The organism is Thioclava dalianensis (assembly GCF_000715505.1).
In the GTDB taxonomy this organism is placed as follows: domain Bacteria; phylum Pseudomonadota; class Alphaproteobacteria; order Rhodobacterales; family Rhodobacteraceae; genus Thioclava; species Thioclava dalianensis.
The window spans coordinates 1-12,153 of sequence record NZ_JHEH01000055.1; the positions used below are offsets into that span (position 1 = coordinate 1).

General features: G+C 55.2%; 10 protein-coding genes. 2 read left to right on the forward strand and 8 right to left on the reverse strand.

Annotated elements, in window-relative coordinates; genetic code table 11:
• From DL1_RS19685 to DL1_RS19695, 3 genes are all read right to left on the reverse strand, one after another.
• Window positions 1–1,738, reverse strand: a 1,738-nt coding sequence (locus DL1_RS19685; protein WP_162178775.1) for an AAA family ATPase, incomplete at its 3' end; no start/stop codon positions are given.
• Between the two features lie 205 nt (window positions 1,739–1,943).
• Entirely contained in the window at window positions 1,944–2,939 is a 996-nt protein-coding gene (locus DL1_RS19690) for a GIY-YIG nuclease family protein (protein WP_074855050.1), read from the reverse strand.
• Window positions 2,940–3,067: 128 nt separating this feature from the next.
• Window positions 3,068–3,559, reverse strand: coding sequence for a hypothetical protein (locus DL1_RS19695; RefSeq protein WP_038069798.1), 492 nt, complete (start codon window positions 3,557–3,559; stop codon window positions 3,068–3,070).
• A gap of 122 nt (window positions 3,560–3,681) precedes the next feature.
• On the opposite strand from DL1_RS19695, the gene DL1_RS19700 reads away from it, so the two are divergent.
• Complete coding sequence (locus DL1_RS19700; RefSeq protein WP_038069801.1) at window positions 3,682–3,870, forward strand: ribbon-helix-helix protein, CopG family; 189 nt, start codon at window positions 3,682–3,684, stop codon at window positions 3,868–3,870.
• Between the two features lie 149 nt (window positions 3,871–4,019).
• Here the strand turns inward: DL1_RS19700 and DL1_RS19705 are convergent, their stop codons facing one another.
• The 3 genes from DL1_RS19705 to DL1_RS19715 form a co-directional block, all read right to left on the reverse strand.
• Window positions 4,020–4,889, reverse strand: a complete 870-nt coding sequence (locus tag DL1_RS19705; RefSeq protein ID WP_245739677.1) for an OST-HTH/LOTUS domain-containing protein — start codon at window positions 4,887–4,889, stop codon at window positions 4,020–4,022.
• A gap of 222 nt (window positions 4,890–5,111) precedes the next feature.
• Window positions 5,112–5,657, reverse strand: a complete 546-nt coding sequence (locus DL1_RS19710) for a YaeQ family protein (protein ID WP_038069803.1) — start codon at window positions 5,655–5,657, stop codon at window positions 5,112–5,114.
• 308 nt (window positions 5,658–5,965) lie between these two features.
• Window positions 5,966–6,661, reverse strand: a complete 696-nt coding sequence (locus tag DL1_RS19715; protein WP_211250654.1) for a DJ-1/PfpI family protein — start codon at window positions 6,659–6,661, stop codon at window positions 5,966–5,968.
• 432 nt (window positions 6,662–7,093) lie between these two features.
• Between DL1_RS19715 and DL1_RS19720 the strand changes: the two genes are divergently transcribed.
• Window positions 7,094–8,479 (forward strand): hypothetical protein, encoded by a 1,386-nt coding sequence (locus DL1_RS19720; RefSeq protein WP_143081779.1) that lies wholly within the window; start codon window positions 7,094–7,096, stop codon window positions 8,477–8,479.
• Window positions 8,480–9,203: 724 nt separating this feature from the next.
• Here the strand turns inward: DL1_RS19720 and DL1_RS19725 are convergent.
• Both DL1_RS19725 and DL1_RS19730 read right to left on the reverse strand, forming a co-directional pair.
• Window positions 9,204–10,907: an ATP-binding protein gene (locus tag DL1_RS19725; protein ID WP_162178776.1), complete on the reverse strand. Its 1,704-nt coding sequence runs from the start codon at window positions 10,905–10,907 to the stop codon at window positions 9,204–9,206.
• Window positions 10,908–10,918: 11 nt separating this feature from the next.
• Window positions 10,919–11,839 carry an SIR2 family protein gene (locus DL1_RS19730; RefSeq protein WP_038069810.1) on the reverse strand — a complete coding sequence of 307 codons (921 nt, stop codon included), beginning with the start codon at window positions 11,837–11,839 and terminating at the stop codon, window positions 10,919–10,921.
• Between the last annotated feature and the right edge of the window lie 314 nt (window positions 11,840–12,153).

Genomic DNA, 12,153 nt, shown 5'->3' on the forward strand with positions numbered 1-12,153 from the left:
AGAGCTGTTCGTGATGGCCGAGGCCGAGGCGTGTTTCGATGGCGATCGCCAGTCGCGTTGCCTGGGCGAGATCCGAGGCTTGTGTGCCGCCCGCGCCGCTCGAGACCTCGCCGAGGATCAGTGCCTCAGCAGCCCGCCCGGCGAGCATGTATGCGATTTGATCGTCATAGTCGCTGGCGGTGTGGATCGGGCGAGTTGCGGTGGTATGCACTTCGCCACCATCGCCGTGCCGGATCAGGATTCGTTCGATTTTGCCGAGCTTGAGCGCATCGAAGACGATCGCGTGTCCGCATTCATGAAGTGCGATGCGGCGATCGGCATCGGGTGTGGCGCAGGCGTGGTTCAGATGCGGGCTCAGATCGGTGGGCTGCCAAGGGCGCTCGTTCGCGCGGGCTTCGGACCGGGAAGCACGGATCGCTGCGTCGAGATCTGCTGCGGTCAGGCCGATCGCCTGTCGGGCCAGAGGACGCAAATCGGCCTCGCCGTGATCGCAATGGGTCTGCAGGAGGCCCAGCAGCGCCTCTGCGTCTGGCAATGGCATTTCGAGGTGACGATCGAAGCGCCCGGGGCGCAGCAGCGCCGGGTCGATCGCGGCGCGATCGTTCGTCGCACCGATCAACAGCACGCCCTCGGTGCGTGCGGCCTTGTCGATCTCTTCGAGAAGGCCGGTGATCACTTGGCGATGATATGTTCGGCCGTGCCGGTCGCGATCGAAGCGCGAGCCTGCGGCGTCGATCTCATCGAGAAACAGGATCGAAGGAGCGGCGGCGCAGGCCTTGGCGAATGTCTCGCGCATCGCGGCGAGCATGTCGCCCAGATGTCCGGCCGCTTGCCATTCTGCAAGCGAGCTTTGGAAGAAGGGCGCGTTGGCGCTCACACCCATCGCGCGGGCAAGATGGGTTTTGCCGGTGCCGGGCGCGCCGTAAAAGAGCAAAGATCGAGTGATTTCGCTCCAAGCGACCTTTCCGTCTTTCCAAAGTTGAAGGTCTGCGACCATGCGCCGTGCTGTGCGCACGGCAATGCCTTCGCCCCGGATCGTGTCGAGCGAAGGGGCGTCTGCGACGGGGCGGGGCAGGGCGGCATCGAGGCGGCTCAAGGCTTCGGCGGCGGAGGGTGCGCGGAAAGTAAAGGCCCAGGCGAGCGGGGAGATTTCCGCAAGCTCAGTGTCTTTGGGCAGGGCAGAGAATAGGGTCGAGACGGTCGGGGCATCGGCATAGGTCATCAGAACCTGTGCGACAGCGATCTGACGATCGAAAGGAGCGAGGCGCAACGGGGGCGTGCCGCTCAGATCGGGCGGCAGCGATTTTCCTTGCGCCATGAGAAGAAGGATCGGTTCGGGCTTCAATAACAGGTCCGAGAGATCAGAACGGTCCGTGAGCTTGACGATGCGCAGGTTCGGGCCGGTGTGGCGCGCGTCCATGTTGCGGCCCAGGCACGTCACATGCGCGGGGATGAAGCCGGTTCGGATGACTGTCGCGAGGGGGTCGATGAGTTCAGGCGGAGCCTGGAGGATTGTGAGCGCCTTCGGCGCGAAAAGGGCGTCGATGCGGTCGGCACTCTCGAAAGTGGCGGCGAGTTGCAATGCCAAGCCCAGATCTCGGGCGGGAAGGGTCGCGCCGGGCAGGGCGGCGAGCGCGTCCTGTGCCGCTTCGTCATCTGCGCAGAGATCGGCATCGACTTGCGCCTCGGCCGCTTCGAACGCGTCGAAATCGTCGAAGATATCGCCATAGTCGCTCATTTTGCGCGTGCGAGCGGGAGGTGAGGTTTTGGCCGATCGCGCGCTTGCAGCGGCTTTTTCCTGAAGACGAAGGATGGCGGTGCGCGCGAGCGGACCCCAGCTGGGGGAAAGAGTGGGGAGAGTCATTGGATCAGTCCTTTGAAAGGGTAGGGGGAGGCCTCCCGCCGGAGCGGAAGGTTGTGTCGTGTCGCATTGTCGGCGTGGTTCAGGTCCTGCGCATACGCTTGGATCGCGACCTGCTGCGGGCCCGGTTGCGTTCCGCCGCGCGTTTTTCCTTCCGCGCGATGCGATGCATCTGGCGCAGGATCGTCTCTTCGAGACCGGCCCGGTAGAGCTCGGATTTGACCCTGAGCAGATCGGAGAATTCCTCCGGCGGCACCAGTTCGTCCGGGAATTCAGCCACGAGCCATTTGTGCAGCCGTTTTTCAACGCGCTGCGCGTGGCGCCCCGTTCGCATCGGCACCTTGAGCAGCAGCTCGCGCGCCAGATCCGAATGGCGGTGAAGCTGGTATTTCAAGCGCGAGTCCGGGTTGCGCGAGAAGCCGAGTTTGATCGCGCTGCTCCCGGTTTCGAGCTTGAATTTCATCGCATACAAGAAGCTCGGCCCTGTCGCCCAGCTCTCGCCGCAGCCGGGGCAGGTGAAGCGTCCGGTTTGCATGTTGGCTCGGGCGATCCGTGCTTCAGCTCCGCACCCCTCGGCATGGCGGTAGAGCCGATAGTTCCGACTGCCCTGTGGGTCCGCCCCGAGGAGCTCCCAGCCCTCCAGCGCCGCTTCTTCCTGTTCACGCGCATGGTGGCAGATCTCGCAGCGCACTGCGGTTTCGCCCTGCGCCATGCGCTCGACGAGTTCGAACTGTCGTCGGATTTCGTGACCGCAGGATGCCCGGTAGAAAGCGTATTTTCGATTGCCATGATCGCGGCGGAGCAGTTCAAGCCCGGCGTGTTTCGCGGTCTCGCGCCGACGCGCGTCAACGCAATGCGGACATTCGGGCTGGTAGTTCAGCAAGACAAAGAGGCGGCTCACATGCAGCCCGCCGCAGCTGTTGCATTCGAGCGCGAGGCTGTATCTGTCCTTCACCCGCGCGACGATGCGATAGCCCTTTGCCTCGGCGGCTTCGCGCCAGTGCGCGTGGATTTCGCCGGGTTGGACCACATGGTCTTCGCCGCGAATGTGCAGAATGATCGGTTGGTGTTGGGTCATGGTCGACCCTCCTTGTGAACGTGCAGGGGAAAACGGGCGCGGTGACCCGCGCTCGGCATTTTCATGGAATCTCTGGGTGAGAGCGGCATGCATCCCCGCCCCGGAACGGTGCCTGGAATGCGATCGGCTCAGAGTGTCGCGGAGGCTTCGACCGGCTCGTCGGTATAGAGGTCGAGCAGCTGATCGAAGAGGATCAGCGTCCGTTTGAGCAGGACATTCACTTCGCGATCGGTGTCGCAAACCTCGGGAATGAGAAGGTCGCTCCCACGCCGCCGCACAATATCGCGGAAGCGTTCGCGGTGCTCGCCGTCCTCGTCCAGCATCGCGAGGCGAATGCCGAAGGTGAGCAGTTTGAGCGGTTTCTCGGTCGGCGTGCACGGCGTCAGCTCGAGGATCTGATCCTGTAGCTCCAGCATCGTGCCCTGGGCTTCGTCGGAGGCCCTCTGCCAAGCCGCGAAAGCCGGATCCCAGCTCTCGGTGCGGGACAGGTCGTGTTCGTAGTCGAGGAAAACGGTGAGAGCCTCGAAGAACTGCGGGAAGAGGGTTAGAATCCGCGGATTCTGATCGTCGGTTGCGTCTTCTTTTGCGAGAAGCTGCGTGATAAGCGGATAATTAGCCATGGTTGTCTCCTTGTCCGAGATGGCTGTGGTCAGAGCGTTGGCGGGAGCTGCAACTCTTGCCTTCGCTCGCATATCATGTAATGCTGTAATCACAAAGTCAATCCCCTTTGTGAGGAGTTTTCATGTCAGAGAAGAAAAAGATGGGCCGACCGCCAGCGGGAACGGAGCCCGTCATGGTCCGCATGACCCACGAAATGGTCGAAGCGATCGACGCCTATCGGCGTGTCGCCGAAGACCTGCCCTCGCGGCCGGAAGTTATACGGCGGGCGGTAGAGGCATACTTGAACGAGAAAAAGAAAGAGCGTGGCTAATAGTGGGCTGGTGTGCAGTTAAGAAGCGGCGATCCGGCGAATTAGCACGAGCCTGATGGTCCGGAAGACTCGCTGGATGTAGCGAACGGTCCTTACCGGCCATTCACTAAGCTCGATTTGCTGCAGTGCAGCCATTCGGGGCGAATGCTTCAACGCAATGTCTGACGATTAGGTTCTAGCCGGTAAAAGGCAGAGCGTTTCCCGTCGAATGCAAAATACCGGAGTTCCAAATCGGGCGCCGTATGCACGACCTGCCGCCAGCTCCGGCATCCATATTTTGCAGGGAGTTGCTCGGGATACCGCACCGTGATCCATTCGCCGGCCTCGGCGACCGGTGCCCATCCATCGACAGCCAATGACTGGAAGGCTTCTCGCAAGGCGCTCACTATGCCCGCGGCAAACCAGTTTACGGTGCTGTTGGAGGAATTCGCGTTGATAACAAAGTCTTTGACGGCCTGCGACCGGATGGCCTCCGCCATCGCCTGTCGCAGGTTCTGCATGTCTTCAGCCCATTTCTGAAGTTGTGCGAGGTGCTGATCGATACGGCTGTAGGCCTTGTTCAAGGCCTCTTGCGCCCCACGGCACCCATCTGAACTGCCGATGTCGTGTTGCTCGATGAAGTGATGAACAAGGTTGTTCCTTAGATCGACCAACTCCCTAAGTTCACGTTCGAAGCGCGCGAAATCGATATCCGCTAGATGAACCTTCATCTGCAAGGCGAACCCATTGAACGTCTCGGAAGATACGGTCTTCCTATCTTCAGGCGGACCGATCTTGTCGGCCACGAAATACGACCCAAAGAGCTCGCCGACCAAGGTGCCGAGCGTCTTACGGGCCGTGCTGTCAATCCGCGCGGCCAGTGCTTGTTCCAAGTCATAAGATGGCACTGAGAGCTTGTGATGCGCCACCATAGCCTTGATCAGACGCTCATACTGCTGCAGCCGCAACATACATCGCCCCAGCAATCGTTGAACTTCTTGCTGTAGCTGAGGCAGGTCTTCGTCATTCAACGGCGTCAAGACATCATCCTGATTCTATCGTCGCACACAACTATATCGCGATGTTGCGGAATGTCTTGCCCGGACTAAGCGGGTTTAGAAGGTTCCGCCCTTCCGGCCCTAAGCCGCCGTCTATCACAGTGATCAGCGCTGCAGCGCAGCCCACGCAATGCAGACATTTGCTTGCCGGAGTGGACTGTCGCGTCTTGGGCGCCTTGGTCTGGCAGCAGGCTATGGCAAAAGCTAGGCCGCACCCTTCCATGTGCCTGGCGCAACGTAGACGACGCTCTCATCGACGCTGACCATCAGGTCGCCGTCCTGGATATTGACCTGGAGCTTCATCGCGCGGCTGGCCAGCTTGGCCAGTGCGGCAGTGTCGGCCTCCGAGAAATTGATCACTCGCAGATTGTCGAAACGGGTGGTGCCCTTCTTAACCTTGTCCCACCACACTTCAGCAGTCCGGCCGCCATAGGGGTAGATAATCACCTTCGCCGCTTTGCTACAGGACTGCCGTATGACCTTCTCGCTCGGAAGCCCGAGTGCCACCCACACATCGATCTCGCCGCTCAAACTCTTCTGCCAGATGTCAGGCTCGTTGTCCGTCGACAGCCCTTTGGTCAGTTCCAAATGCTCGTGGGCATTTAGGGCGAAGGCGACGATGCGTACCATCAGCCGCTCATCGGTCTCCGAGGGATGCTTGGCAACGGTCAGTTTATGGATCTCGTAATAGTGGCGATCCATGTCCGAGATCGACAGTTCGATTTTGTAAATGGTGGCATTTTGCGCCATGATCTTCCCAACCCTTCCAAGGTTAGGGCTGCCTACCCCGTCCGGCAATCCTTGGGAAGCAGATATGGAGGCTGCAAACAACCTAACCACGACAGAGCGCGTACAAGGTAGGGGCTAGGGGATGTATGGCCCGGTCACGTTCACGCCGGGGGAACCGCATTCTTCGGCCCAGAGCTGCCATCTACGATCTTCGCTCGCGCTGCGGCGCAGCTTCGCCAGACCGGCCATTCGTCTAATTTGCCACATTTCGAGAGGGCGAAGGTCGGCAGAGCGGGCTTTCCGGACGTCTATCCTCTGATCGGCTTCCGTCAAGCCTCAGACTCTTTCGACGGTCGCAAAGCACGAGCCGCCGCTTCAGACGCCCGCTGTCGTCTGGCAATGAAAGGTGCGATATCCGAGCGAATTTCAGACATTAGGTCGGGGTCAGCGCTACGAGGTGAGCCGTCTTTGAAAGGCGGTTCTGGATCATACTCGATCTGGAGCTGGATTGATCGAGCGGCCTTCTCGCCGAGCAGATCAGCTGCAATGTTCAGAGCGAAGTCGATGCCTGATGTGACCCCCGCGCCGGAAATCCGGTTTCGGTCTCGGACCACGCGTTCAGCAACTGGCTCGACACCGAACAGGCTAAGTTGTTCAATTGAAGACCAGTGAGACGTTGCACGATATCCCGTAAGCAGGCCCGCTGCCGCGAGGAGCAGAGAACCTGTGCACACGGAGGTGACCCACTGGCAATGCTCTGCGACAAGGCGCAGATAGTCCAATGTCTCCTGATCCTCCATCAAATCGATCTGACCCGGTCCGCCTGGCACGAAAATGAGGTCCAACTCTCGAGCCTCGTCAAAGGTGTGCGTAGGAAGGATGAACATGCCCCGGTCTGACGGAACAGGGTCTCGCGTTTTCCAGATCAGTGGGGTTTCAATGCCGTTCATTCGGCTGAAGACCTCAAGAGGGCCAGTCAGGTCAAGCTGAGTGAGTTTCGGAAATAACAAGAGGCCGAATTTCATTACCATTTCCTCTTCTTGATCGGCCTCATCGTAGCGACGCGGTGGAGGCCTGCAAGGGGGCGGTTGCAGCTTCAGAGCGGTTGGATTTGAGCGACCGGCCAAGGCAATGCGAATGTCGAAAGAGGGCTCGAATCCGACTTGCCGCGGCGCTGCATGCGATACTTGATCGTAATGGCAGCTGAGCGGCTCCCCAGATGATCGCTCTGTGTCCGGAGCGGACTAACATTTCTAAAGGCAGGCAGAGAGCCGTCGCTCGCTGCGCCGCAATCGGAACGCCAGCAAACTGTAATCAAGCCAGCTGCACGACAGGCTCTACCAATCAAAAACATGACAGACACCGGCTTTCACTTCATTCAGCATTGAAGCTTAAGGTTGTAGCCGATCAATCTTGCCCTCATAATCCGAGCACATAATCTAATAAGGGTTTTCTGGATGGCTGATGATAGTGAATTTTTACCCCGCGTTGTGATCGAAAGCAGGGGGGGAACTGGTAGCTTAAGGGTCAATTTCAAATTGGTAGGGGCAGATCGAAGCGATCTGACCAAAGGTGCGAAATCCGTTCTCGAGGCATTTGAAGATTGGACCGCTTACTGTATTGCATCGATTCAACACATGCCGGGCATGTCCTCGGTCGGGTATTATTTTGCGGACCGAAAAATTAAGGATGAAGTTATCGAATTTCTAAAAGAAAGTGCGATTGCGAGGGAAGAAGAAATTATCCAAGGCGAAGATGGCGAAGAAGATTTTGAAAGACATAGCTTTGTCATTCATGACGATGATATAACTTCTGTTGCGCAGAAGCTATCAACCACTTCGCAGATATTAAAAGCCGCACGTTCAATCCAACGCGCGAACCTCAGCGCATTAATCGCTGAGTTTGATTTTTTAATGTTAAGACTACTAACAAGTGTGTGCCAAGATTTTCCTGAGCATCTAATTTCAGATGATGAAAAAATTCCAGTAGGACTCTTGAGAAGCGGCAAAAGTTTCGAAGATTGGCAAGCCGAACAAATTGAAAGGAGCATTGCTAAGAAGCTGCGTGAAAGCCACCAGGATTTAATCGACTGGATCCTAACGGATATTGCAAAACTACAGAATCCTCCCAGTGTTCTGTCCTCCCATTTCTATCGAGATTTTCTTGAGGTTTGTCAGAGGCGGCATCTCTTCATTCACAATGGCGGAATCGTAAACGAAGACTATCTAGAAAAGTGTAAGGAGGCTGGGTTCAAAGTTGAACAACTGCCGAAAATTGGCACCGCTCTATCGATTGATCCGGAATATTTGCGATCATCAGCGGCAAGAGTCTACCTTGTTGGTGCATTCGTTATAAATCTCGTTTTTCAGTCCACATATTCAGAAAAGCGACAATTGTCCTTTCGGGCGCTTCTTTCAGCATCTCATGAATTCCTATTGTCGGACCTAACGAAAATGGCAGAAAGGATCATCGACTTCGCCGAGTTCAAATCGGCAAAATTCGACCAAGGCTTACGCCTGAAATTTGGGATCAATCGAGCTCTTGCTAAGTTGTATGAACCAAATGCCAACAAAGATACTCAAAATAAAAATGCGCAAAAGGTCTTAGACAAATATGACTGGAGTGTTGTGGATCCTATACTAAAATTGGCTCTCGCTTGCGTTCGAAGAGATTTCAGCGATCTCATCAAATTGGCTGAAGAGGCCCACAAAGCAGGCCTCAAGTTTCAGGAGGCAAACTCCTTTTGCGTATTCAAGGAGGCGCGAGAAATTGAAGGTTTCATGGATTGTTTTCCGAGATCAGCTCTTCTTATTCCGGATAAAAGTGACGCACCCAACTCTTGAGGCGGACATGGCTTCCTCCTGGAAGCAAATCAGGTTTGACCCGCCCCTGCCTGTTTGCAAACTCCGCTCCCTGCGCGCTGCGAACTTTGGCGGCTGGTGCAGCAGGGCGATTCGTCGAACCTGAGTCTTGAATGGCCGCTTTAATGTGTTTGACAGCGTGCGTTCGCAGGCGCGGCGAATTCACACTTTCCGCCGAACCACCTGGCTCGTCAGTATCGGCCCAAACCTGCCATTGACCAAGAGTTGACAATGCTGCAGTGCGGCGCGTCAAAGCGGAAGCTTGTGCGTTACGCTGCAATTCGAGATTCTCGGTGCCGGGACGGCACCGTAGAGCCTTCACACACAATGATCTGAATGAATTGCGCTCAGATCTCCGTAGTCTGTTGGCTATGAGAGAACCTCCTCCAAGGCGTCAACGCGCCCAGCTCTCGGAACTCTGCCGACTCGATTTACTTTCGCAGCCGGCGTCGCAGGACGAGCTGGGGTCGTCCGAACGGATCGCCAAGCTGGAATGGCCATGCTAGAGCGGCGCAGAATGTAGTTCTCGTCGACTAATTCACCCCAAAAATTCCCGTCGCGTCTCCACGCTTTCCCGTCTTCGGTGACCCACCTCAAATAGTCAGAATGCTGATCAAAAATCCTTCCGTTCCTGATAAACGCACAGTATTGCCCAGACCAAGTATACAGCGGTGTCATTAAAAAATCCTTTGCGCAGAATCACTACTTACTCGACTACCTTTTGGTTTCGCCACGCATCCAAAACAGCGGCAACGTCCAAGTCGCTAGGGTCGTTGCTCCACAGCTTTACAAACGAAGCATCATTGCTGTTTGGCGTTGGGTCGGGTCGATCAACCTTAATTCGCGTCGGCATCATCATCGAATCTCCAATCAAGATCGCTTCTCCGCGCCTCAGAGATGAGAACATTGACGTAATCCCACGTATGGAGTCTGGCAGCAGATTCCGCACGTAAGCTTGATCGTCGGGGTTGGATATCCTGAGACACAAGAAGCTACCGCATTGTGACAATATGGTGGAGGACATTTCACGCGGCCGCTGGCTTATCACTGTTAGGCTAATCCCGTACTTCCGGCCTTCCTTCGCAATTCTTTCCGCGGATTCTCGAGGTGCTTGATCAGAGCTGGCGTCACTCAAATAGATGTGAGCTTCGTCAGCGAAGATCGCGATTGGGTAGCGCTCGCCATTCACACGACTATGCCAATAGGAGAAATCGAAAAGGCATCTAAGAGTAAGTGAAATTAACGACCCCCTTACGTCGAAGGGAACCGGGCTTAGGTCAAGAACGACAATTTTCTTTCGATTTGAAGGCTCTTCTCCCAGTACTTTACGGAACAGATCGTCCATGGACCCACTTGTATTGTATGTCTTAGGCTTGAAGATCAGATCGTAGCGTCGGTCGTTAAGGCGCGACTCCAGCCGCATAAGAAGTCTGGTAAACTGCCCATACAAAGGGCCTTGTTTGAGGCCACTCCCTGCAGCCTTTGGCTGCATTTCAGTGTCGAGGCGTTTAAATTCCTGAATAATACTGTCGAGATCAAAATAAACGGGGGTGTCGATAGTGATCTTCTCCAACCCTAGCGCAACATTTTCTGGATGGTTCTCTTTAGCTGCTTGAAGAAGCTCTTTAAACTTCGCGTTTTGGTTAGGGGCGCTCGATTCAGCTCTATCAATCATAAGCCCCAACAGTTCCTCTGCGTTCATCAACCAATATGGCATTTCAATGTCAGCTGCCGAAATGACTTCTGCGTTGTCGCCAAAGGCTTTAGAATACTCACCGTGCAGATCTAACAGCAAAACTGTCGATTGCGGAAAAGCCGCAATTTTTTGCAGGATAGATGCAACCGTCCAAGATTTTCCGCCCCCTGTTTGCCCTAGTATGGCGGCATGGCGTCCTAGGAACGCATCCAAGTTCATCTTGGCTTCTTGATCGGGAAGTAGCGATAGCTGCCCTAAGGAAAAATCGCCTTCAGCGAAGCTCGTGTAGACTTGGTTGATCGTCTTGGGAAGAACCGCGAAAACCGGTGCGTTTACGGTTGGCAGGATATTCGTGCCGCGTTCGAAACTTCCATCCGCACCTAATGTCCCGACTGGGATCGTCACAAGTTGCCGTGTGACTTGTTCAATCAAAAAATCTCCGTCAACGGCGGCAGATTTTACTTCCGAAGCACCGATCGATGCCTCGCGCATCCGTGTCTCTGTCACTAAGCATAGCAGGCTACCATTAGGCAAAGACAGTTCAACAAACGAACCAGGTTGGCCAATTAAAATATTCTCTGGACCGTCCGGTGTCGAAACATCAACAGCCATTTCTTCAGGCACGCCGATGTTGTTTGCGGCATCAAACTCCGAAAGTGAAACTATGATTTGATCGCCCTTGACCTCAATTACTTTTCCAATTTGGTGCTTCACGACTTGATCCTTCAGAATAGCTTGACGAACTCGCCAAATTTCCATGTGTCATAGGACGCCTCAATTTCGCGTCCGCCATTTACTGTTTTGTCTTTGCAGAAGTGCCAAACATTCGGACGAGTGCGCGAGGCGCTGAGCGTCATTGGCTCATCTTGACAAAAGTTGAAAAAAGAAATCGCACCAGAGTCGATTTTAGGACTGACTAGGGTTTCGTTGATGTGGCTATCACCAAAGCTAAAACCCGAAGAAATTAGGTGCTTGCACTTATCTCCCAGAATCGAGCTGGACAGCCGAAAGAGGCGGTCATACGGACTAGAAAGCGTCTCGAGCACCTTTGTTCGTCGTGGAAGTACCATGCATCGAGCCTCTGCCTCGTTGATCGCATTAGGCGCTGCTTCGAAAATTCGTTCGTCCTTGCGAAACCAAGAGACAGACCCGTGAAGTTTGACTAGGCGAACCGTCAGACCACCTTCTTGCGAAAAGCGATTCCCAGTGACCGTTCCGGAAACCAATGAGAACTCTCGTTCGGAAAAGCACCGGGTCGTTGCTCCAATGAAGCCGTTCACCATCTTCAACCCGACTTCGGCGCAAGCATCCTCGAATAGAAGGTCGTAGTTGGTAGTAAACACCCAGACATCCGTAGCACGATCGAAAGCTCGGGCCTTTATCCGCTCAAAAAACTCTACCTGATTTGATATGTCAGGATTTTCCACACCCAATATTGCATCACGAACGAGCTCACGAATTCTTTCTTTAAGTGCCCTAAACCGCTCAAGTTGGCCGTTTGTATGGTGCTCAATGACCATATCTGAGATTTCTTCAATATTTGGGGTGCCTGCGGCATCGTCGTAGGACTTGCCAAATGCGTCAAGCACTTCATCCAACGATTCCCGTTCGCCGGATTGCAACGCACTGACAACCTCTTTGGTCAATCCGGATACTAGTGGGTATCCGGATTCAAATGAAGTTCCGGCTCCAAAGAGGAAGCCCAAGTTATCTATGCTCGTTCGTGCCTTCGGGACAAATTCTTCAATAGGCAAGGTTCACCTGAAATTTAAATCGCAAGAATCAGCGACACTCACGGTAGCGGCGTTCCGTCGATATTGCGAGATACCACCTGTTGCCCTTCGTGCCTTAGACGAATGTCTGCTATCGACTTGTCCTATGGCGCCATTGTTTCGGCAGCGAACGGCCGCTCTCCGCCCTTCCTGTCGGACGGCGTTGTTGCAGAAGTCAGCGCTGGAAG